Annotated in this window: 25 protein-coding genes; 4 read left to right on the top strand and 21 right to left on the bottom strand. The window is 69.9% G+C overall.

Annotated features, from left to right (window positions below; translation table 11 throughout):
- The first annotated feature begins 576 nt into the window (after positions 1-576).
- Positions 577-1,074, top strand: coding sequence for a M23 family metallopeptidase (locus QC180_RS17715; protein WP_474646470.1), 498 nt, complete (start codon positions 577-579; stop codon positions 1,072-1,074).
- Between the two features lie 51 nt (positions 1,075-1,125).
- Positions 1,126-1,635, top strand: a complete 510-nt coding sequence (locus tag QC180_RS17710) for a DUF1990 family protein (protein ID WP_278263865.1) — start codon at positions 1,126-1,128, stop codon at positions 1,633-1,635.
- A gap of 9 nt (positions 1,636-1,644) precedes the next feature.
- Here the strand turns inward: QC180_RS17710 and QC180_RS17705 are convergent, their stop codons facing one another.
- From QC180_RS17705 to QC180_RS17630, 16 genes are all read right to left on the bottom strand, one after another.
- Positions 1,645-2,013 (bottom strand): GatB/YqeY domain-containing protein, encoded by a 369-nt coding sequence (locus tag QC180_RS17705; protein ID WP_278263864.1) that lies wholly within the window; start codon positions 2,011-2,013, stop codon positions 1,645-1,647.
- Between the two features lie 84 nt (positions 2,014-2,097).
- Positions 2,098-2,406, bottom strand: a complete 309-nt coding sequence (locus tag QC180_RS17700) for a DUF202 domain-containing protein (RefSeq protein ID WP_278263863.1) — start codon at positions 2,404-2,406, stop codon at positions 2,098-2,100.
- The gene (locus QC180_RS17695) at positions 2,403-2,768 is read right to left on the bottom strand and encodes a YidH family protein (protein WP_278263862.1); all 366 of its coding nucleotides are present in this window, start codon (positions 2,766-2,768) and stop codon (positions 2,403-2,405) included. Before QC180_RS17695 ends, QC180_RS17700 begins: the two co-directional genes overlap by 4 nt.
- A 128-nt stretch (positions 2,769-2,896) precedes the next feature.
- Positions 2,897-3,820 (bottom strand): tyrosine recombinase XerC, encoded by a 924-nt coding sequence (locus tag QC180_RS17690; RefSeq protein ID WP_278263861.1) that lies wholly within the window; start codon positions 3,818-3,820, stop codon positions 2,897-2,899.
- Between the two features lie 274 nt (positions 3,821-4,094).
- Positions 4,095-5,255 (bottom strand): DNA-processing protein DprA, encoded by a 1,161-nt coding sequence (dprA, locus tag QC180_RS17685; RefSeq protein WP_278263860.1) that lies wholly within the window; start codon positions 5,253-5,255, stop codon positions 4,095-4,097.
- 267 nt (positions 5,256-5,522) lie between these two features.
- A complete protein-coding gene (locus tag QC180_RS17680; protein ID WP_278263859.1) occupies positions 5,523-7,031 on the bottom strand; it encodes a YifB family Mg chelatase-like AAA ATPase in 1,509 nt (502 codons plus the stop codon).
- Positions 7,031-7,387 carry a YraN family protein gene (locus QC180_RS17675; protein WP_278263858.1) on the bottom strand — a complete coding sequence of 119 codons (357 nt, stop codon included), beginning with the start codon at positions 7,385-7,387 and terminating at the stop codon, positions 7,031-7,033. Before QC180_RS17675 ends, QC180_RS17680 begins: the two co-directional genes overlap by 1 nt.
- 87 nt (positions 7,388-7,474) lie before the next feature.
- The gene (locus QC180_RS17670) at positions 7,475-7,780 is read right to left on the bottom strand and encodes a DUF2469 domain-containing protein (RefSeq protein WP_011210678.1); all 306 of its coding nucleotides are present in this window, start codon (positions 7,778-7,780) and stop codon (positions 7,475-7,477) included.
- A gap of 47 nt (positions 7,781-7,827) precedes the next feature.
- Entirely contained in the window at positions 7,828-8,532 is a 705-nt protein-coding gene (locus QC180_RS17665; RefSeq protein ID WP_278263857.1) for a ribonuclease HII, read from the bottom strand.
- Between the two features lie 21 nt (positions 8,533-8,553).
- Positions 8,554-9,321, bottom strand: a complete 768-nt coding sequence (gene lepB / locus QC180_RS17660) for a signal peptidase I (RefSeq protein WP_474646483.1) — start codon at positions 9,319-9,321, stop codon at positions 8,554-8,556.
- Between the two features lie 76 nt (positions 9,322-9,397).
- Complete coding sequence (gene rplS, locus QC180_RS17655) at positions 9,398-9,739, bottom strand: 50S ribosomal protein L19 (protein ID WP_019048201.1); 342 nt, start codon at positions 9,737-9,739, stop codon at positions 9,398-9,400.
- Positions 9,740-9,903: 164 nt separating this feature from the next.
- Positions 9,904-10,791, bottom strand: coding sequence for a hypothetical protein (locus QC180_RS17650; RefSeq protein WP_278263855.1), 888 nt, complete (start codon positions 10,789-10,791; stop codon positions 9,904-9,906).
- Between the two features lie 21 nt (positions 10,792-10,812).
- On the bottom strand, positions 10,813-13,206 hold the full coding sequence (locus QC180_RS17645; protein WP_278263854.1) for a Tex family protein: 2,394 nt from the start codon (positions 13,204-13,206) through the stop codon (positions 10,813-10,815).
- 47 nt (positions 13,207-13,253) lie between these two features.
- Positions 13,254-14,402 carry an alpha/beta hydrolase family protein gene (locus QC180_RS17640; protein ID WP_278263853.1) on the bottom strand — a complete coding sequence of 383 codons (1,149 nt, stop codon included), beginning with the start codon at positions 14,400-14,402 and terminating at the stop codon, positions 13,254-13,256.
- 48 nt (positions 14,403-14,450) lie between these two features.
- Positions 14,451-16,064 carry an AMP-binding protein gene (locus QC180_RS17635; protein WP_278263852.1) on the bottom strand — a complete coding sequence of 538 codons (1,614 nt, stop codon included), beginning with the start codon at positions 16,062-16,064 and terminating at the stop codon, positions 14,451-14,453.
- A complete protein-coding gene (locus QC180_RS17630) occupies positions 16,061-17,671 on the bottom strand; it encodes an AMP-binding protein (RefSeq protein ID WP_278263851.1) in 1,611 nt (536 codons plus the stop codon). The genes QC180_RS17635 and QC180_RS17630 overlap by 4 nt, the downstream gene beginning before the upstream one ends.
- A 96-nt stretch (positions 17,672-17,767) precedes the next feature.
- On the opposite strand from QC180_RS17630, the gene QC180_RS17625 reads away from it, so the two are divergent.
- Both QC180_RS17625 and QC180_RS17620 read left to right on the top strand, forming a co-directional pair.
- Positions 17,768-18,619 (top strand): helix-turn-helix transcriptional regulator, encoded by an 852-nt coding sequence (locus QC180_RS17625; protein WP_278263850.1) that lies wholly within the window; start codon positions 17,768-17,770, stop codon positions 18,617-18,619.
- 385 nt (positions 18,620-19,004) lie between these two features.
- A complete protein-coding gene (locus QC180_RS17620) occupies positions 19,005-19,373 on the top strand; it encodes a VOC family protein (protein WP_278263849.1) in 369 nt (122 codons plus the stop codon).
- A 10-nt stretch (positions 19,374-19,383) separates the two neighbouring features.
- On the opposite strand, the gene trmD is transcribed toward QC180_RS17620, so the two are convergent.
- The 5 genes from trmD to QC180_RS17595 form a co-directional block, all read right to left on the bottom strand.
- Positions 19,384-20,064, bottom strand: a complete 681-nt coding sequence (trmD, locus tag QC180_RS17615; protein ID WP_278263848.1) for a tRNA (guanosine(37)-N1)-methyltransferase TrmD — start codon at positions 20,062-20,064, stop codon at positions 19,384-19,386.
- Between the two features lie 3 nt (positions 20,065-20,067).
- Positions 20,068-20,592 (bottom strand): ribosome maturation factor RimM, encoded by a 525-nt coding sequence (gene rimM, locus QC180_RS17610; protein WP_278263847.1) that lies wholly within the window; start codon positions 20,590-20,592, stop codon positions 20,068-20,070.
- Positions 20,593-20,835 carry an RNA-binding protein gene (locus QC180_RS17605; RefSeq protein ID WP_019048210.1) on the bottom strand — a complete coding sequence of 81 codons (243 nt, stop codon included), beginning with the start codon at positions 20,833-20,835 and terminating at the stop codon, positions 20,593-20,595.
- Complete coding sequence (rpsP, locus tag QC180_RS17600) at positions 20,835-21,272, bottom strand: 30S ribosomal protein S16 (RefSeq protein ID WP_278263846.1); 438 nt, start codon at positions 21,270-21,272, stop codon at positions 20,835-20,837. Before rpsP ends, QC180_RS17605 begins: the two co-directional genes overlap by 1 nt.
- Before the next feature lie 193 nt (positions 21,273-21,465).
- Positions 21,466-22,044 carry a Uma2 family endonuclease gene (locus QC180_RS17595; protein WP_278263845.1) on the bottom strand — a complete coding sequence of 193 codons (579 nt, stop codon included), beginning with the start codon at positions 22,042-22,044 and terminating at the stop codon, positions 21,466-21,468.
- Between the last annotated feature and the right edge of the window lie 69 nt (positions 22,045-22,113).

Genomic DNA, 22,113 nt, shown 5'->3' with positions numbered 1-22,113 from the left:
GCCGGTCCCCGAGCGCCACGGAGAAGCCCGGATGGTTCGACGGGCACCCTGCCCAGGCACGGCCCCGTCCCCATCAGGACCCGTTCCTCCCGTGGTGCCCGCCGGTGCGTCCCCTCGCCCAGTGCTCACGCCCGCTCCCGTTCGTGTTCAGGTGTCGATTGTCGATCTCGCCGCAGCGCCACCGGCGTCCCCCGACGGACCAGGGCGACCTACGGCGGGGCGTCCTGCTGACCGCGTCGCGGATCCTGCGCCGGTCCCTGTTCGGGTGTCGAGCGTGGACCTCGCCGATTCCCCATGGGTGTCCGCAACCCGGCCGGGGCGCCCTCCGGCGGGACGCTCCACCGACAGGACCGCGGGTCACGCGCCGGTATCCGGTCGGGTCGATGCCGTGGTGCGGTCGAGTGGGTCGGCGGACGGGATGCCCGTGGTGCTGCGCGATCTTCTGCAGGCGTGGGTGGCTCAGCAGCGGGTGCAGCCGCTGCGGCCGCACCGGTGAATCGGCGCCGCGAGTCGACCGGAATGGGTGGACAGGCCGGAGTGCGTGGGCAGGTCTGGCGCCGGAAAAATGCGGCGGTTGTGAGCGCCTTGTGCCTGGTTCTCACAGTCGTCTCGGCGGCGGGGTCGGTGTCGGCGGCCGAGGTCGGGGATTTCGGATGGCCGTTGCGGCCGCGACCGAGTGTGGAGCGGCGTTTCGACAAACCGGAGCGGAACTGGTTGCCGGGGCATCGCGGCGTCGATCTGGCGGCTTCGGACGGGCAGGTGGTCTTCGCCGCCGGGGACGGGGTGGTGGTGTTCGCCGGGGTGGTGGCGAACAAGGCCGTCGTGTCGATCGATCACCCGGGCGGTGTGCGCACCACCTACGAACCGGTCGAGGCGCAGGTGGCGGTGGGCAACCGGGTGGTTCGCGGTACGCCGATCGGGACCGTGGTGGCCGGGCACGAGGGGTGCCCGGTGGCCGCCTGCCTGCACTGGGGAGCGCGTCGGGAATCCGGGGAACACAGTCGCCGCGAGTATGTCGACCCGCTCGGTCTGCTGCACGAGGTACCGATCCGGTTGAAGCCGGTGGAGCCGTGATGTGACCATCACCTCGGCCCCGACCGGCCCGCCCGGGGCGAGAATCGGGGTGTGCCAGAGAAATCAGCGCTCACCTACTCCGAGGTCGGTGCCACCCGGACCGCCCTGCCCGGGGGCTATCACCGGTTCCGTCATCGCCGCCCGATCGGCCACGGCCGCGCGTTGTTCGACCGCGCGGCCTCGCACATCCTCGACTTCGGGATGCAGAAAGGTGTCGGCATCTTCCAGCACGCCGAGACCCCCACCGCCGAACCGGACACCGACCTGACGGTCTTCCTCGGCCTCGGGCCGATCGGGATCGTGGCCCCGTGTCGCGTGGTCTATGTGCTAGACGAACCGGACCGGAGAGGCTTCGCCTACGGCACCCTACCCGGGCATCCCGAGGTCGGCGAGGAACTGTTCGCCGTCGAGTACGACCCGGCCGACGACACCGTCTACGGCCTCGTCACCGCCTTCTCCCGGCCGGGTGCCTGGTATGTGCGTCTGGGCGGACCGGTCGTGCGCCTGATCCAGCGCTGGTTCGCCGACCGCTATCTGCGCACGCTGCCGACCGGCGAATGACTCCGTCGCTCAGAGGAATCCGGCGAGGGTGTCGGCTTCGGCGGTGAGCTGGTCGCGACGGTCCGCCGCCCCGAGCCGATCGTATTCGGCGGCGGCGTCGCGTCTTTCGTCGATCTCCCGGCGCAGGATCTGGTCGATGTCCTCGTCGGTGAGATCGCGGCGAAGCGCTTCGGCGGCACCCACCCCGACCGCACTGTCCTCCAGTGCACCCGCTTTCACGTCACCCGTATCGACAGCCTCGGCGTTGTCGATCGCGGCCAGAACCGACCGGAGCGCCGAGACAGCACTGCGATCACGCGCCTTCATCGCGGGTTTCAGTCCGGCGCGCAGCCGGTCACGCAGCGAACCCGTGGGTCGATCGGTCGATCCGGACGTCATGGTCGCCGAGCGTAGTTGTCCACCGCCGTAGTGGTCGACCGGGTTTCTCGCGCGTCCCGGCGCCGATGGGCCGTGGGTCAGTGCTCAGCCGGTGAGTTCGTTGACCACGACGCCGAGAATGCCGATGAGGGCGACCGCGGCGACGGTGAGGGCCGTCATGGCGACGAGTCGATGGCCGCGGGCGGTGTGGCCGTGGTGTAGGGCGTGGCCGCGCAGCCAGCCGAGCCAGCTCAGTAGCAGCGCGGCTGCGGCCGCGACCAGGGGGATGACGATCGTCGGCCAGCCGTCGCGGGTGGCCTCATGGGCGAACAGCAGCGCACACCCGGCCGCTCCGAGCGCGGTGCGCCGCCAGGCCAGGGCCGTGCGTTCCTGCGCCAGGGTCGGCGGCGTCATGACAACAGCACCGCCAGGCAGGCCAGCGCCGCCACGAGCGCGACACCCACCGACAGCACCGGGACCAGGATCGTGCCGGGCAGTGGTCGCCCGGTCCGCATGGCGACCGTGACCCGCTGCCAGTGTCGATAGGCGCCGAGCGCCACCGCGAAGGCCATGACCAGACAGCTCACCGCGATCACCCCGCCGAATCCGGCCAGGCGCAGCGGCTGCACGAGGGTGTGCACGGCGACACCACCGGCGAGCAGCCCGAGCGCTGTCCGCACCCAGGCCAGAAAGGTGCGCTCGTTGGCGAGCGTGAATCGATAGTCGACGTCGTCCTCACCGTCGTCGGATTCCGCCCCGACCTCGGGCAACGTCATCACCACCACCTCCGGTCCCCATCTTGCCGCGCCACACCGCCGCACGGCGTCAACCAGGCCGTCACCCACCCCGATCACGACCGGCCACCACGATCCCCGGACCAGGCCCAGCAGCCCGGTCCGGCGACTCAGGCGCGCGGATGAGCTTGGTCGTGGACTTGTTTGAGACGTTCGACGGAGACGTGGGTGTAGAGCTGGGTGGTCGCCATGCTCGCGTGGCCGAGGAGTTCTTGGACGACGCGCAAGTCCGCACCGCCCTCGAGGAGGTGGGTGGCGGCGGTGTGGCGGAGTCCGTGGGGGCCGAGGTCGGGGGCGCCGGGGATGGCGGCGACGACATCGTGCACCACGGTGCGGGCCTGGCGCTGGTCGAGGCGGCGGCCGCGTTGGCCGAGGAGCAGCGCGCGCCCGGACCGCTCGTTGACCAGTGACGGTCGACCCGCGCGCAGCCAGGAGTCCAGGGCGGTGTCGGCCGGGGTACCGAAGGGCACCGATCGCTCCTTGTTCCCCTTCCCGAGGACCCGGACGAGGCGGCGTTCACGATCGACGTCCTCGATGTCGAGCCCACACAGTTCGCTGACCCGGATACCGGTGGCGTAGAGCAGTTCGACGATCAGACGATCACGCAAAGCCATCGGGTCCTGTTGCGCCGCACCCGATTCGGCCGCTTCCATTGCCTCCAGCGCGTGCTCCCGTCCCAGCACAGCGGGCAATACGCGGTGCGCTTTCGGCGCCTGCAACCGCAGCCCGGGATCGATGTCCAGCCGCCCGGTCTCGGTCAGCCACGCCGTGAAAGTGCGTGCCGCCGAGGCTCGCCGGGACAGCGTGGTCCGCGCGGCCCCACCGGCCGCGAGCTCGCCCAGCCACGATCGCAGCAACGCCAGATCCAGCTCTCGCACCGCCGAGTCCGTGGAGCGCGCGTAGAGGTGCTCGAGCAAGGACCGCACGTCCCCCAGATAGGCCCGCACCGTGTGCGCCGACCGATTCCGCCCCATCCGCAGATGCCGCCCGAACTCCGTCACCAACGCATCGAGATCCTCGGGCAACACATCCATCCCCCCACCGTCACCCCTCCCCCGCCCCCACGCAACCCACCACGCCGACCCTGCACCGCTCATCCAACGAGGAAGCCCTCCTCCAGATAAGCCGTCACTCCCTCGTTCCGCGCCCGGCGCGCAGCGACCACGCGACGAGCCAGTACCTCAGGCAACCGCTCCGCCCCGCGGCATCGTCGCACCACGCCCAGCTGCGCAATTCCGCTGCGGGAAGGGTGATCTCCACCGCCGGTCTCGGCCCGCCTCGAAGCTCCGATGACCACGGGATTGTGGTTCACGCTGTGCGTCTGGTGGTGATGCGGAACCAGCCTTCCGAGTCGCGGCCGACCAAGTCGGCGAGTTCCAGGCCGACGAGGACGGCGCGGACGGTGGGTAGGTCGAGGCCGGATTGGAGGGCCAGGTCGCGGGGTAGGCGGGAGCCGATGGTGGGGAGGGCGGCGTAGACGTCGGCGTCGGCGCCACGGAGGTGGGCGGCGGGGTCGGGGGTGTGGTCGCCGACGGGGAGGCGCAGGGGGCCCGCTTCGTCGATGACGTCTTCGGCGCGGGTGACCAGCAGGGCTTCGCCCTCGCGGATCATGCGGTGGCAGCCCACCGAGGCGGCGGAACCGACCGGGCCGGGGACGGCCATCGCGGGCCTGCCGAGTCGCCGGGCCCATTTGACGGTGTTGCGGGCGCCGCTGCGCAGGCCCGCCTCGACTACGAGTACGCCGTCGCCGAGGGTGGCGATGAGACGGTTGCGGGCCAGGAAACGGTGCTTCTGGGCGGTGGTGCCCGGCGGGTATTCGCTCAGGACCAAGCCGGTGTCGGCGATGGCGGCGATCAGGCGGTCGTGCTGGGCCGGGTAGGGGCGATCGACACTGCAGGCGAGGACAGCGACGGTCGCGCCACCGACCGCCAGGGCGGCGCGGTGGGCGGCGGCGTCGATTCCGAAGGCGGCGCCGGAGACGATGGTCCAGCCCCGACCCGCCAGATCGGCGGAGATCTCGTTGGCCACCTGCGCGCCGTATCCGCTGCTACACCGCGAACCGACCACGGCGACGGCGCGTTCGGACGCGGTCTGCAGCGACAGCGGACCCCGCGCCCACAGCACCAACGGAACCGCACCGTCGCGATCACGTTCCGTATCGAGTTGGTTCAACCCGAGCATCCGCCAGCCGGGCCATTCGGCGTCTTCTGGAGTGATGACCCGGCCACCGAGTCGTACCATGGCCTCCAGATCCGCTGCCGCCGTGTCGATCTCGCGCCGTGCGGCAACCGGCCCACGCAACGCCTCGGGCAACTCGTACTCGCGCACCGCCCTCGCGGCCTCACGTACCCCCACCGAAGCGATCAATGCCGAGAGCGGCGCGCACGGCCCTTGCACCACGCGTGACAAGTACACCCACGCCAGCCGAGCTTCCTCCAGCTCCACTGCTGTCCGCACCACCTCACTCACCGCACACCCCCTTGTCGCCGCCGAATCCGGCACTGGCCCAACAGTTCCCAGCGATTTCCAGCCGCCACCAGTCGCCCGGCACCAGACAGCGCTCGCCTTCTGCCCGCCCTCGCGACTGATGTGCACGCTGCCACTCGGGCACGCGCCCACCTGTCCGTTCCTCGAAGGTCTTCAACTGCCCTTGCCGCTGGCGAGTTGTTACCTGGCGGCACCGGACACCTGGCCTCCGCCGGTACTGGCGTCGTGCTCGCTCCTGACACTGGAAATTCATTGCGCACCCCGCTGACGGAAGTTCAAGGACGACAACACGTCCTGGACCGATGGCACTTCTCCACCACGCAGGTCACATACCGTCCACGCCACCCGAATGGCACGGTCGGCACCCCGGGCGGACATCCGACCGAGGCGTAGGGCGGTCTCGATGGGAGCGATCGATTCGCGAGGTAGGCGGAAACGCTGGCGCAGGATGTGCCCGGGGACTTCGGCATTGGTGGCCCAGCCGTCTTCGCTCCAGCGGTCCAGGGCGCGGGCTCTGGCCGCGGCGACCCGGGCGGCGACCGTCGCGCTGGTTTCGGAGTTCTGGTCGCCGAAGGTGGCGCCTGCCTGGCCGTGCATCTGGACCCAGATGTCGATGCGATCCAGCAGGGGGCCCGAGAGTTTGCCGAGGTAGCGGCGCCGGGCCAGCGGGGCGCAGATGCAGTCGACATCGCGGGCGGGTGCGCAGGGGCAGGGGTTGGCGGCCAGGACGAGCTGGAATCGGGCCGGATAGCGGGCGACGCCGTCGCGGCGGGCGATGCGGACCTCGCCTTCCTCGAGTGGGGTGCGCAGGGCCTCGAGCACCTTGGTGCCGATCTCGGCGCATTCGTCGAGGAACAGCACGCCGCGATGGGCGCGGCTCACCGCGCCGGGTCTGGCCATGCCGGAGCCGCCGCCGATCATGGCGGTGACCGAGGTGGAGTGGTGCGGGGCGACGAAGGGGGCCAGGGTCAGCAGCGGTTGTTCGGCGGAGAGCGAACCGGCCATCGAATGGATCGCGGTGACCTCCAGCGACTCGGCCTCCGACAGGGGTGGCAGCAGACCGGGAAGGCGTTGCGCCAGCATGGTTTTGCCGATGCCGGGCGGTCCGGTGAGCAGCAGGTGGTGCCCGCCCGCGGCGGCCACCTCGAGAGCCCATCGTGCTTCCTCCTGGCCGACCACATCGCTGAGATCGCCGCAGGGGATCTGCGCGCCGAGGACTGTGCCGTCGGGCTCGAGCAGCTTTCCTTCGTCACGCAGCCAGGCGACCACCGCCCGCAGACTGCGCGCGCCGAGGACCTCGATCCCCTCGACCAGTCCGGCCTCGGCGATCGCCTCCGCGGGCACCACCACCGTGGGCACCCCGGCATTGCGGGCGGCGATCACCGCGGGCAACACCCCGCGCACTCGCCGCACCCGTCCGTCGAGCGCGAGTTCGCCGAGCAGGACGGTCTTCACCAGCCGCTCCCCCGGCACCGCGCCGGAGGCGTCGAGCACCGAGACCGCCAGGGCGAGATCGTAGACACTGCCCACCTTCGGCAGCGTCGCGGGCGAGAGCGCCAGGATGACCCGCCCGTCCGGCCATTTCTCGCCGGTATTGGCCACCGCCGACCGCACCCGATTGCGTGACTCCTGCAGCGCCGTATCCGGCAGACCGACCAGATTCACCGACGGCAGCCCCTGACCGATGTCGGCCTCGATCTCCACCAGCTGACCGTCCACCCCGGTGACCGCCACCGACAGCGCCCGTCCGAGCGCCATCAGAACGCCGCCGTCAGATGGTCGATGACCGGCTTGCTGCCGCGCGGCAGCAGCACCGAGACGACGTCGAACCGGATCCGCCGCCACGGCCCTTCCTGCTCGGCCAGCCACAGCAGCGCCAGCCGCCGGATCCGCTGCTGTTTGCTGAAGGTGACCGACTCGGCAGGAGTCCCGAACCCCAGCCCCGACCGCGTCTTCACCTCGACGAACGCGGTCACCGACGGATCCTGGACGATCAGGTCCAGTTCCCCGTACCGGCACCGCCAATTGCGCGCGATGATCTCCATACCGGCCTCACGCAGATACTGCGCCGCCAGCTTCTCCCCGTATGCGCCGAGCGCCTGTTTGCTTCCCACCAGAGCAACGATCCCGGCACACACCTACACCGAGAATCCACCGACCTGGCAAAACACAAAACCTGTGGAGAACTTCCCGCCTGTGGACTACTCAGGCAGGCGCAGGTCGGGTTTCTCGAGTTCCTCGATGTTCACGTCCTTGAACGTGATCACCCGGACGTGCTTGACGAACCGCGCGGGGCGGTACATGTCCCACACCCACGCGTCGCTCATCCGCACTTCGAAGTAGACCTCGCCGTCGGCGTTCTGCGGGCGTAGCTCCACGGAATTGGCCAGGTAGAAGCGGCGTTCGGTCTCCACCACGTACGAGAACTGGCCGACGATGTCCTTGTACTCGCGGTACAACGACAGTTCCATCTCGGTTTCGTACTTCTCGAGGTCCTCAGCACTCATCGGGTGGGACGTCCTCCTGCTAGCAGCGCCGCGTTCATTGACTCACATCATCGCGCATGGGCCGCGCGGGTAGCCACTCGGCTACCACCCGGCACGTCGAGCTCGCGCACATTGCGCCAGGACCGGCGGTGTTCGGTGCTCGGTCCGAGCTGCCGCAGAGCGGCGGTGTGTTCGGGCGTGTTGTAGCCCTTGTGGGCGGCGAAACCGTAGCCGGGTAGCTGCCCGTCGAGCTCGACCATCATCCGGTCCCTGGTGACCTTGGCCAGGATGCTCGCCGCCGCGATGCAGGCCGCCGTGCCGTCGCCGCCGATGACCGGCAGCGACGGCGCGGGCAGGCCGGGGACCTTGAAGCCGTCGGTGAGGATGTAGCCCGGGGTGTGCCCGAGTCCGGCCACGGCCCGACGCATGCCTTCGATATTGGCGACGTGGATGCCGATGGAGTCGATCTCCCAGGCCGGGACCACGACCACGCTCCAGGCCAGCGCGAGGCGCTGAACCACCGGGAACAGCTCCTCACGGGCCGCCTCGGTGAGTTTCTTGGAGTCGTCGAGCCCGGACAGCTTGTCGTAGGCCTTGGGCGCCAGCAGGCACGCGGCGATGACCAGCGGTCCGGCACAGGGCCCGCGTCCGGCCTCGTCGACGCCTGCCACCGGCCCGAGGCCGCCGCGGATGAGCGCCGCCTCCAGGGTGCGCAGCCCGCTCGCGCGGCGCATCACCACCCGCGGCGGCCAGCCGGTCCGATCGTGCCCCACAGTTCGATTGTCCTCGTCGTCTCAGTTTTCCTGCGCGTTCTGCGCGCGCACCGGGCCGATCCGGCTCGGCGGCCAGATCTTGAACACGGTTTTGCCGCGCACATTGTCCACCGGGACCGTGCCCTGCAGATCGTCGCTGACGTGGGCGCGCGAATCGGCCGACTCGTTGCGGTTGTCACCCATCACCCACAGATGCCCTTCGGGCACCTTGACCGGCCCGAACACCCGGCCCGCCGGATAGACGGCGTTGGGGCGGTCGGTGTACCAGGGGTAGTCCTTCTTGATGTAGGGCTCGTCGAGCGGTTTGCCGTCGACCATCACCCGGCCCTGCTGATCGCAACACTGCACCGTCTGCCCGCCGACCGCGATGACCCGCTTGACCAGGTCGTTCTCGTCGGGCGGGACCAGCCCGAAGTAGGACAGGAAGTTCTGCACCCCGCGCACCACGGCGTTGTCGGAGCGGATGGACTTGTAGTGCCCGTTCCACGACGGCGGGCCGACGAACACGACGACGTCGCCGGGTCCGGGCTCGGAGCCGTAGTAGCTGATCTTCTGCACGTAGATGCGGTCGCCGATCAGCAGCGTGTTCTCCATCGACTGCGACGGGATCACGTAGGGCCGACCGACGAAGGTGACCATCAGCGCGGCGATGACCGCCGCGATCACGATCAGTATCGGCAGTTCCTGCCAAAACGGGCGTTGCTTCTTGTCGCCGCGCTTCTTCCTGCGTCGTCCGCCTTCGTCACCCGAATCGGACACCGACCCACTTTCGTCTGCCACGCCGAACAGAGTAGCCCGGCACCCCGACCGAAGTCGGAGTGCCGGGCTACTCGAAATTTCCGGGCTCCCAAGAGCTACCGTGAGATCAGCGCTTTTCCTTGATCTTGGCGGCCTTGCCGCGCAGATCGCGCAGGTAGTACAGCTTGGCGCGACGCACGTCACCGCGGGTCACGACATCGATGTGGTCGATGTTGGGGCTGTGCACCGGGAAGGTGCGCTCGACGCCCACGCCGAAGGACACCTTGCGGACGGTGAAGGTCTCGCCGATGCCGCCGCCCTGACGCCGGATCACGACGCCCTTGAAGACCTGGATGCGCTCCTTCGAGCCTTCGATGACCTTCACGTGCACGTTCAGGGTGTCGCCCGGACGGAAGTCGGGGACATCGCTACGCAGCGACTTCTCGTCGACGAAATCAAGGGTGTTCATTTTCCACCTTTTCGGATTCTTCGCGCGAACAGAGGAACCTGGCGGCACTGACGTGCGCGACCGGTTCATGCTCAGTACAGGAGTGCTCTCGGACATGACTCGCCCAAGGCAACCGGTTCATTGTGCCAGACCGGGTGGTCGTCGCCGAAATCGGGCGGCGTGGCTCACTCGCTCGTGGCGTGCTCACCGGCCTTGTCGGCGCGGCGACGCGGCAGATGCGGGTGCGGCGGGGGTGCGGGCGGCGCCGGGACGACCTTGCGGCTCAGTTCGGCCTCGGCGGCGGTGCGCGCGTGTTCGATGTCGGGCTTTCCGGCGATCAGGTCCTGGATGAAGATCTTCGCGCGGATGACGGGGCGGCGGTAGCGCCGTTCCCTGGCGACGGCCCGGTTCATCGTCTTGGGCCGGTTGCCGTAGCGCCAGCGGGCCCAGGGCGCGCCGGGCCTGCTCAGTCGGATGGCGCCGATCAGCAGCAGCGGCGCGAAGAACATGCCGAACAGGCCGGTCCAGATCTTGCCCTTGGCGATCACCACCGCGGCCAGCAGCAGGTTGAACAGCAGCGAGACGGCCAGGCCGAGGCGTACCCAGAGTCCGCGTGACTGGCGGAAGTCGTCGTAGTCGAGGAAGGTGTCCGGCTGCACACCCAGCAGCAGCAGTCCGGTCACCGCGACCGCGACGAAGACGGCGTCGACCGAGGTGCGGCCCTGTTCGGACCAGTAGACGTCACGCAGGTAGAAGATCAGCGCGAACTCGTCGAGGACCAGGGCGGCGCCGATGCCGAACAGGGCGGCGAGCACGCTGGAGGTGACCTGGGTGGAGTCCTCGGCGGTCGCGATCAGCCCGATGCCCGAGAGCAGCACGGTGATCACGCCGAACACCACGTGATGGATGTGGGTGTCGCCGGACTTGATGTTGCCCGGCCACCAGCGCACCTGGGCCCGGATCAGCCGCACGCTGATCCGGATGACCACGAAGCCGAGGATGAAGCCCAGCAGGAAGCAGAGCAGGGGCAGGCGGCCGTGCGCGATCACGTCGTTCTCGAGCCACCGTCGCATGCCGCCCGCCCTGTCGTCGTGTTACTGGCCGAATCCCGCTCGTCGCAGGGCGTCGGCCATCGAACCGCTCGGCGCCGCCGCGGGCTTGCGCTGGTTGCCGCCGCGACCCTGGCTCTGGCCGCGGCCCTGTGCCTGCCCGCGGTCACCGCCCTGGCCACGTCCACCGCCCTGGGGACGGCCCTGGCCTCGGTTCTGGCCGCGCGGTGCGCCGCCATTCCGATTGTCCCCCTGCGCGGGCTTGCCGGGCTCGTCATCGAGGCGCAGGGTCAAACCGATGCGCTGCCGGGCGACGTCGACTTCGAGGACCTTCACCTTGACCACGTCGCCGGACTTGACCACCTCGCGCGGGTCCTTGACGAAGGAGTGCGACAGCGCCGAGACGTGCACGAGCCCGTCCTGGTGCACACCCACGTCGACGAACGCGCCGAAAGCGGCCACATTGGTGACCACACCCTCGAGCACCATGCCGGGCTTCAGGTCGGCCACCTTCTCGATGCCCGCCGCGAACTCGGCGGTCTTGAACTCCGGGCGCGGGTCGCGGCCGGGCTTCTCGAGTTCGGCGATGATGTCGCTGACGGTGGGCACACCGAACTTCTCGTCGGTGAAGTCGGCGGGCTTCAGCGCGCGCAGGGTGCCGGTGTTGCCGATGATCTCGGCGATCGGGCGGCCGGTGGTCTCGAGGATGCGGCGCACGACCGGGTAGGCCTCGGGGTGCACGGCGGAGGTGTCGAGGGGGTCCTCGCCGCCGCGGATACGCAGGAAGCCCGCGCACTGTTCGAACGCCTTGGGGCCGAGCCGGGGTACCTCGAGCAGCGCGGTGCGGCTGCGGAAGGGCCCGTTCTGGTCCCGGTGGGCGACAATGCTTTCCGCGACCGAGCCGGACACGCCCGACACGCGCGAGAGCAGCGGCACCGAGGCGGTGTTGACGTCGACGCCGACGGCGTTGACCGCGTCTTCGACGACGGCGCCGAGCGAGCGGGCCAGGAGGGTCTCGGACACGTCGTGCTGGTACTGGCCGACGCCGATCGACTTGGGGTCGATCTTGACCAGTTCGGCCAGCGGATCCTGCAGACGGCGGGCGATGGAGACCGCGCCGCGCAGGGACACGTCCATGTCGGGCAGTTCGGCCGAGGCGTAGGCCGAGGCCGAGTACACCGAGGCGCCCGCCTCGGAGACCACGATCTTGGTCGGCTTGTTCTCGGGGATACGCGCGATGAGTTCGGTGGCCAGGGCGTCGGTTTCGCGCGAGGCGGTGCCGTTGCCGATGGCGATGAGCTCGACACCGAACCGGGCCACCAGCGCGCCCAGCACGGCCAGGGACTTCTCGGTCTGCCCCTGCGGTTTGTGCGGGTAGATGACCTCGGTGGCGACCGCCTTGCCGGTGGCGTCGACGACGGCGACCTTCACGCCGGTGCGGTAGCCGGGGTCCAGGCCCATGGTGGTGCGGGTGCCCGCGGGCGCGGCGAGGAGCAGGTCGCGCAGGTTGGCCGCGAACACGTCGACCGCGTCCTTCTCGGCGGCCTGACGCAACCGCATCCTGGTATCGATACCCAGGCTGACCTGCAGTTTGGTGCGCCAGGCCCAGCGCACGGTGTCGAGCAACCAGGGGTCGGCGGGGCGGCCCTGGTCGGCGATGCCGAAGGCGACCGCGATGCGGCCCTCGTAGATGGTGCGCTCGCCGGGCGCGGGTTCCTCGGTGTCGGGCTCGAGGTGCAGGGTGAGCACCTCCTCCTTCTCCCCGCGCAGCAGCGCCAGGATGCGGTGCGAGGGCAGCTTGTGGAACGGTTCGCTGAACTCGAAGTAGTCGGCGAACTTCGCGCCCGCCTCTTGCTTGCCCGCGCGCACCGTGGAGCTGACCTGGCCGCGGTTCCACATCAGTTCGCGCAGTTCACCGACGAGGTCGGCGTCTTCGGCGAAGCGCTCCACCAGGATCGCGCGGGCGCCGTCGAGCTGTTCGGCGGTGTACCCGGCCGGGTCGGTGGTGGGGTCGCCGATCAGCGCGTCGGCGACGGGCTCGTGTCCGGCTTCGCGGGCGATCTGGGCTTTGGTGCGGCGCTTGGGCTTGTAGGGCAGGTAGATGTCTTCGAGGCGGGCCTTGGTCTCGGCGAGCATGATCTGGGTGTGCAGGGCCGGGTCGAGTTTGCCCTGCCCCCGGATGGATTCGATGATCGCGCCACGGCGCTCGTCGAGTTCGCGCAGATAGCCGAGACGTTCGTCGAGCTGACGCAACTGGGCGTCGTCGAGGCCGCCGGTGACCTCCTTGCGGTAGCGCGCGATGAACGGAACCGTCGAACCGCCGTCGAGCAGTTCGACGGCGGCGCGGACCTGGGTCTCGCGCACCCCCAGTTCGTCCGCGATCCGCCTGCCCACGCTGGCCAGGGTGGTCGTGCTTTCAGTCTCGGGCGCTGTCGTCACGACCGCAGAGACTACAGCTCCGCACCGACACCCGGCGGACGCCCAGGTCAGCGGACCGTCGTGACCTCGGGTTCGGTGATCGGACGATCCAGGGCGGTGTCGGTGCGCTCGCGCAGGAACTTGTCGAACATGGCCGCGACGTAGGTGCGCACGAGTGTCGCCATCCGGTCGGGGTCGATGGTGCCGACGTAGGTGGCGGCCAGCGGCCGGGCGGCCGACGGGATGAGCGAGGGCATGTCGGTGAAGTCGTAGTGCGCCGAATCCGCGATGGACAGATGACGTTTCCAGCCCGGCGCCTGCCGCCAGAACGCGTCGAAGGAGGGGTTGCCGTCACCGACCTGCTCGATCTGCGCGCTGGTCAGCAGCAGGGTGGGCCGGTCGACACCCTCGGTCACCGCGCGGCCGAAGTCCTCGTCGACGCCGATCTGGCCGTCCAGATCGACGGCCGCGTCGATGCGGCGGTCCTCGTGCATCGCCTCGACCGCGGTGTAGCCGCCGGAGGAGTGCCCGACAACACCGATTCGGTCCAGATCGAGCGTCGCGCCCAGACCGGCGGGCAGCGGGTCCTGTTCGGCGTCGGGGTTGGTACCCGTGGCGAGTCCGCCGAGGGTGTCGAGCAGGAAGCGGAAGTCCGCCAGGCGGGTGGCGATGTACTTCTGCCGGATCTCGGGGTCGAAACCGTGGGGGGCCTCGGCGGGCCGCACGATCCGGCCGCCGGGGAACTCGATCGCCGGACCCGCCTCGTAGGTGTGGTCCACCGTCACCACCACGTAGCCGCGCGAGGCGAGGTCCTCGGCCAGGCCGGTGCCCAGGATCCGGGAGACACCCGCGCCGGGCGTGTAGAGCACGACCGGGTAGCTGCCGGTGCGGGCGGGCGCGTCGCGGTGCGCGTGGGTCAGCACGCCGGGCAGGTCGACGCCGAGCTTCTGCTCCAGGCCGGGGGCCAGTTCGGTCGAGACGTAGTGCGCACGGGGGTGACGGTCGGTGTCGGTCGCCGGGTAGAAGACCGAGACCATCAGTTCCCTGCTGTCGCTACCGGGAGCGAAGGGGTCGGGGCGGGCGGTGTCGACCAGGTGCAGGGTGGTCGTGCCGACGGGCAGCTCGCCGGTCGGGCCCGGCAGTACGGTGAGCCCGACCGGTGCGGCGGCGGCCGTACCCGCGCTGCTGGTCAGCAGCGCGCCGACCGCCACCGTCATCACCATTGCCCGACGAATCACCGTGTCCCCCAGCCGTATCCGCGAGCCTCAGCCGAGCAGTTCCCTGGCCAGCTCGCGCATCTCGGCCTTGCGGATCTTGCCGGTGACCGTCATCGGGAACTCCTCGACCACGTGGACGTAGCGCGGGATCTTGTAGTGCGCCAGCTTGCCCGTGCAGAACTCGCGCAGGGCCGCCGCGTCGAGCACCGCCGCGCCCGCGCGCAGCCGCAGCCACACCATGAGTTCCTCGCCGTATTTGTCGTCGGGTACGCCGATGACCTGGGCGTCGAGGATGTCGGGGTGGGTGTAGAGGAATTCCTCGATCTCGCGCGGGTAGATGTTCTCGCCGCCGCGGATCACCATGTCCTTGATCCGGCCGGTGACCGAGAGGTAGCCCTCGTCGTCCATCACGCCGATGTCGCCGGTGTGCATCCAGCGGGCGGCGTCGATGGCCTCGGCGGTCTTGTCGAGCTGCTCCCAGTAGCCCAGCATCACCGAGTAGCCGCGGGTGCACAGCTCGCCCGGTTCGCCGCGCGGCAGGGTGCGGCCGGTGGCCGGGTCGACGACCTTCACCTCCAGATGCGGGCCGACGCGCCCGACGGTGGCGGTGCGGCGGTCGATGCTGTCGTCGCGGCGGGTCTGGGTCGACACCGGCGAGGTCTCGGTCATGCCGTAGCAGATGGCGACCTCGGCCATGCCCATCCGATCGATGACCCGTTTCATCACCTCCACCGGGCACGGCGAGCCCGCCATGATGCCGGTGCGCAGGCTCGACAGATTCGGCGCGGCACCACTGTCGAGTTCGGCCAGCATGGCGATGAACATGGTCGGCACGCCGTAGAGCGAGGTGCACCGTTCGGCGGCGACGGCGGCCAGTGTGGCGGCCGGATCGAAGGCGGGCGCCGGGATCACCACCGCCGCACCGTGCGAGGTGGCCGCCAGATTGCCCATCACCATGCCGAAACAGTGGTAGTACGGCACGGGCACGCAGACCCGGTCGGCGGCGGTGTAGCCGCACAGTTCGCCGACGAAGTAGCCGTTGTTGAGGATGTTGTGGTGGCTCAGGGTCGCGCCCTTCGGGAATCCCGTGGTGCCCGAGGTGTATTGGATGTTGATCGGGTCGTCGGCCGAGAGCCCTGCCCCGATCTCGGCGAGCCGAGCGGGGTCGGGCGCGGTGGCGGCGACCGCCTGCCACTGCGGTGTATCGAGGATCAGGACCTGTTCCAGGGCCGGGCAATTCGGCCGGACCCGCGCGATCATCGACACGTAGTCGGAGGTCTTGAACTCCGGCGCCGCGATGAGCAGCCGCACCCCGGCCTGTCCGAGGACGTACTCGAGTTCGCTGGTGCGATAGGCGGGATTGATGTTGACCAGGATCGCGCCGATCTTGGCGGTCGCGTACTGCGCCAGGAACCACTCCGCGCAGTTGGGCGCCCAGATGCCGACGCGGTCACCGGGGACGATGCCCAGCGCGGCCAGGCCGGTGGCGACGGCGTCGACGGCCGCGCCGAGTTCGCGGTAGGTCCAGCGGCGGCCGGTGGGGCGGTCGACGAGCGCGTCGTGGTCGGGATGCGCCGCGATGGTGCGATCCAGGTTCGCGCCGATGGTGTCGCCGAGCAGTGGCGTGTCGGCGGGTCCACACGCGTAGGACAGTTCGGTCACCGGATCTCCTCGTTCCGCAGCAGGAATCGCTGCACTTTGCCGCTGGGTGTCTTGGGCAGGCTGTCGACGAAACGCACCCGGCGCGGATAGGCGTGGGCGGCGAACTTCTCCTTGACCAGCCGCTGGAGTTCGGCGGCCAGTTCGGGGCTCCCCGTGACACCGGGGCGCGGCACCACGAACGCCTCGACGACCTCGCCGCGCAACTCGTCCGGTCGACCGACCACGGCCGCCTCGGCGACCTGTTCGTGCAGCACCAGCACGCTCTCGACCTCGAACGGGCCGATCCGGTAGCCCGCCATGATGATCACGTCGTCGTCGCGTGCGCTGAAGTGGAAGAAGCCCTCGGCATCGCGGGCGCCGACGTCACCGGTGAGGTACCAGCGGCCGTCGGCGGTGAAGCGGCTCGCGGTGCGCTCCGGGTCGTCGAGGTAGCCGAGGAACCACAGCAGCGGGCTGTGGTCGGTGTCGATGGCGACGCGGCCGATCTCGCCGGGCGCGGCCGCGCGATCGGCGTCCTCGGCCAGTACCGCGCACGACCAGCCGGGCAGCGGTCTGCCCATCGATCCGGGCGGCACGGGGGTGTCCAGATCGGGATGCCAGGCGTGGCAGACGACCATGCCGTGTTCGGTCTGGCCGTAGTGGTCGCGGACCGCGACGCCGAGGGCCCGCCGAGACCAGGCGACGACATCCGGAGTGAGCGGCTCCCCCGCCGAGGACGCGCGCCGCAGTGTGAACCCCGGCTCGAACGCCCCGTCGTCGGCGCGCAGGGCCCGGTAGACCGTCGGCGCGGCGGCGAAATTGGTGACGCCGAAGCGCTGCAGCACCGCGCGGGTGAGCGGGGCGGAGAATCCCGCGTGCAGCAGCAGGGTGCGCACTCCGGCGGCCAGCGGCGCCAGGATCGCGTAGTAGAGGCCGTAGGCCCAGCCCGGGTCGGCGCCGTTCCAGTAGACGTCGTCGGGGCGCACGTCCAGGGCGAACTCCTGGTACGCGTGGAAGGAGGCCAGCGCGCGCACCGGGATCGGTACGCCCTTCGGTGTGCCGGTGGTACCGCTGGTGAACAACTGGACCAGCAGCCCGTCCCCGCCGACGACCACCGCCCGCGCCCGTGGGTCGTCGGCGCGATGCGCGGCGAGCAGGGTGTCCCAATTCAGCGTGCCGGGGATCTCGGCGCCGACGACGATCGTGTGGCGGTCGGATCCGCCCAGCTTGGCGGCCTGATCGGCATCGGTGACGACGACCTTCGCGCGGGCCGCGGTCAGCCGGAACTCCACGGCGGGCGGCGCGAACGCGGTGAACAGCGGAACGTGGACCGCGCCGCGCCGCCAGATCCCCAGCAGCGCCACGACCAACTCGGCCGACTTCGCCATCAGCGTGGCCACCCGGTCCCCCGGCTCGACGCCGAGCTCGGACAGGGCGGCGGCGAAGCGCTGGGAAGCCTCGCGCAGCTCGCCGTAGGTGAGTTCGCGCGCGCTCAGATCGGACTCGACGACCGTGACGGCCACCTGGTCGGCCGGGTGCCGGTCGCACAGCAGCTCGGCCGCGCAGGCGGCCGTGCCGTCGTAGTCGTCGAGCAGGGCGCGCACCCGCGCGTCCGGGTCGGTACTCATCGCAGTTCTCCTCCAACGCCTGGGCCTGCCGCCAGGGTCTCCCTTAGAATGTGGCACAGCTCACGTACCCCACTACCCCCGAAAAGGGGTGACCCGATGAAGGCCACGTCCCTGCTGCGGCCCCGCGACGACGACGCGCTGCGCGCCGAGATCCGCTGGGTGGCGCACCGGGCCGATGTGCCCGTGGTGTTCGGCGGCCCGGTGCACGAGGACACCCTGCTGCTCACCGAGTTCGTCGGCACCCTCACCACCGGTATGCGCGGTCTGTCGGTGCTGCGCACCTCCGGGCTCGGCGGGCGGGCCATGGAGTACCGCAGGCCCGCCGCCGTCGCGGACTATCGCGGCGCGTCCACGATCACCCACCACTACGACGGGCCGGTGGTCGGCGAGGGGCTGCGCTCGGTGATGGCGGTGCCGATCGTGGTGGCCGACCGGGCGCGGGCCGTGCTCTACGCGGCCACCCGCAGCGTGGGCCCGCTGGGGGACCGGACGGCCGACGTGCTGGTCCAGGCGGGCAGGCGGCTCGCGACCGAGATCGCGGTGCGCGACGAAGTCGACCGCCGGGTCCGTCTGCTCGAACTGGCCACCCCCTCGCCCGTGGGCGGCGCGGCCGTCACCGAGGAGCTCCGCGAGATCCACGCCGACCTGCGGGCCCTGGCGGCCGACGTCGGCGACGCCGGGCTGCGCGGCAGGCTGTCCGGGGTGTGCGATCGGCTGACCGACGTGCTGACCGGCGAGCCCGACACGACGGCTCCACGACTGTCGCGCCGTGAGCTCGATGTGCTCGCGCAGGTGGGACTGGGCTGCACGAATCAGGAAGTGGCACAGCGGTTGTCGCTCGGTGCGGAGACGGTCAAGAGCTATCTGCGGCAGGCGATGTCCAAGCTCGACGCGAGCACCCGCCACGAGGCGGTCGCGCTGGCCCGGCGCCACGGTCTGCTGCCCTGAGGCGTCCCTCCCCTTGACGTGTGGAATGCGTCACTCGATACGCCGGATCCGGGACGCGCGCCACGGTTCCGTCGGCCCGGACGCCGGGATGTTCGGTCGACGGCGCGCGGTGCGCGGTCCCGCCCAGCAAGCGAACCGGTCGGTCGGTGCAACTCTCGAATTCCGCAGGGCCACAACGTCTGTCCAGCGCAGTCGAGTCGCCCCCGACGCGAACGGACCGGCCGGTGAACGCGGCGCATCCCCGTCCACCGCGCGTCGACCCGTTCCGGATGGAATCAGTAAGCCCCACCTTGGACGATCACACAACGAATGACCCTGATGGATACCCAAATGTCTTTAGGGCAAAACAATCTCGGACCGGTTCCGGCCCGGTAGCGTCGATCCGATGACGGAGCCTTTTCAATTGGCCGGCCTTTCCCTGGACTGTGACGACCCAGAGTCCCTCGCCCGCTTCTACCTCGGGCTGCTCGGTGGCCGGGTCCTGTGGAACGACGCGCACAGCGTCGGAATCCGAATCCCGTCGGGACTGACGATCGCCGCGCAACACGTGGAAGACTACTGCCCGCCGGTGTGGCCGGGCACCGCGGCCGTGCACCTGGACCTCGCCGCCGACGCCGACCTGGACCTGTGCGAACAGCACGCGCTGGCGATCGGCGCCAAACCCGCACCGGTGCAACCGGATCCGCGATGGCGGGTCCTGCTCGACCCCGCCGGTCACCCGTTCTGTATCACGACCCGGGTGGTGCCGACCTGAGTCGCGGCTGCTACTCCGGTAGGAGATCGGGCCTGCGTTCGCGGGTCCGCTCCAGCGACTGTTCGTGACGCCAGGCGGCCACTTTCGCGTGGTCGCCGGAGAGCAGGATCGGCGGCACGTCCAAGCCGCGCCAGGACACCGGACGGGTGTAGCTGGGGCCTTCCAGCAGACCGTCGGAGAACGAATCCTCCTGGTGCGACTGCTGATTGCCGAGTACGCCGGGGATCAGCCGCACGACCGCCTCGGTCATCACCAGGACCGCGGCCTCGCCGCCGATGAGCACGTAGTCGCCGATGCTCACCTCCTCGACGCGCACGCGCCGGGCGGCGTCGTCGAAGACGCGCTGGTCGATGCCCTCGTAGCGACCGCAGGCGAAGACGAGATGCTTCTCGGTGGCCCAGCGCTGGGCGGTGGCCTGGGTGAACGGGACGCCCGCGGGGGTGGGGACGACCAGCAGCGCGTCGTCGGGACACACCTCGTCGAGCGCGTCGCCCCAGACGGTGGGCTTCATGACCATGCCCGGTCCGCCACCGTAGGGGGAATCGTCGACGGACTTGTGCACGTCGTGGGTCCAGCGGCGCAGATCGTGCACGCCGACGGAGAGCAGGCCCTTGTCCACGGCCTTGCCGAGCAGCGCGGTCCGCAGCGGCTCGAGATACTCCGGGAAGATCGTGACGACGTCGAGTTGCACGAATTACTCCGGATCGAGCAGGCCCTCGGGCGGGGTGATGACCACCAGACCGTCGGCGACCGACACGGTCGGCACGATGGCGGTGACGAAGGGGACGAGAATCTCGCGGCCGTCGTCGGCGGCGCGCACCGACAGCAGTTCACCCGCGGCCGAGTGCAGCACCTCGGTGACCGTGCCGACGACGGTGCCGTCGGCGAGCTCGACGCGCAGACCTTCGAGCTCGTGGTCGTAGAAGGCGTCCTCGTCCTCGGACGGGGGCAGCGAATCGCTGTCGACGACGAACAGCAGGCCGCGCAGGGCGTCGGCGGCGGTGCGGTCGGCGACGCCGTCGACGAACACCAGAAGCCGACCCGAGTGCTCTCGGGCCGACTTCACGGTGTATTCACGGGTCGCCGCGGACTTCGGCATCCTGCCGTGCAGGATGGCACCGGGAGCGAAGCGCAGCTCCGGCTCGTCGGTGCGCACCTCGACGACGAGTTCGCCGCGCACGCCGTGCGACTTGGCGACCCGACCTACGACGAGTTCCATCTAGGCGTCGGTGTCGACCACGTCGACCCGGATCCCACGGCCGCCGATACCGGCGACCAGGGTGCGCAGCGCGGTCGCGGTACGACCACCGCGTCCGATCACCTTGCCCAGGTCCTCAGGGTGGACGTGCACCTCGACCGTGCGTCCGCGGCGGCCGGTGATCAGCTCGACACGGACGTCGTCGGGGTTGGCGACGATGCCGCGAACCAGATGTTCGACGGCATCGGCAACAACGGCAGTCATTACTCGGCAGCCTCAGCGGCGGGGGCCTCGGCGGCCTCCTCGTCCTTCTTGGCGGCCTTCTTCTTGGGGGTGACGGCCTCGGCGACGGGCTCGTTGTCGGCGGCGGCCAGCGCGGCGTTGAACAGGTCCAGCTTGGACGGCTTGGCGGCCTTCACCTTGAGGGTGCCCTCGGCGCCCGGCAGGCCCTTGAACTTCTGCCAGTCGCCGGTGATCTCCAGCAGACGCTGCACCGACTCGGTCGGCTGCGCGCCGACACCCAGCCAGTACTGCACGCGCTCGGAATCGATCTCGATCAGCGAGGGCTCTTCCTTCGGGTGGTACTTGCCGACGGACTCGATGGCCCGGCCGTCACGACGGGTGCGGGCGTCGGCCACAACCACGCGGTACTGCGGGTTGCGGATCTTGCCCAGGCGGGTGAGCTTGATGCGAACAGCCATGCTGATCTGCCTCTTTCAATAGTTTGGTCACCACGCGATTCGGCGACCCGCATGGTCTGCGAGTCCGGTTTCGCGCATGAAGTGCGTGACCGCCGCGCGGCACATGACCGGAGACGGGCTGACACTGTCCGGAAGGACGGTTGACCATTGTGCCAGACGCGCCCACCCACCCCGAAATCGCCTCCGCGCTCCCTCACCGCAACTGCGAGGTGTCGATGACGACGGGCACCGGACCGGGCGCTTCGACCGATCCACCGTCGTCGGCGAAGACTTCCTGGCGGTAACCGGTCTCGGCCAGCGTGTATCCCCAGAACCGCGCGGGTTTCCCCATCGGCAACTCGACGATCCAGAGATTCGGAATCCTGGCCGAAGCGTAGGCCGCGACCTTGGTGTCCCGCTCTTCGCGGGAGTTACCGGGCGACCAGACCTCGACGGCGAGCAGGACGTCCTCGGCCGCGAAGCTCACTTGGCTGATCTCTCCGGCCACCACCGAGATGTCAGGGATCACACCGGTGCGTAGCGGCGTGCTGATACGAACTCCGACAGCGGGAAGAACGTGGAGGTCGAACCGTTCTGCGGCCTTCAGCGCGTCTCGCAACATCACGGCCAATTCGAAGGACGCGTACTGATGCGAACCACCGGGAGGCGGCGTCATGTGCAGGTACCCCCAGATGAGTTCGAGTCGCGATCCATCCACCGGCTGCTCTTCGGCGAGCCAGTCTTCCACAGTCTTGGGGCCCAGCGGATGGATCATCGAAACCTCGGCGCTCATGGTCACTCCGTCCGATCTCCCGTTCGCTTGCGGCGCGCTCGAACCGAACTGATGCGATCGACCAGCGGT

Source organism: Nocardia anocheti (assembly GCF_029675105.1).
Classification (GTDB): Bacteria; Actinomycetota; Actinomycetes; order Mycobacteriales; family Mycobacteriaceae; genus Nocardia.
The sequence above is the reverse complement of the archived record's forward strand: the minus strand, read 5'-3'. Positions and strand labels throughout refer to the sequence as shown.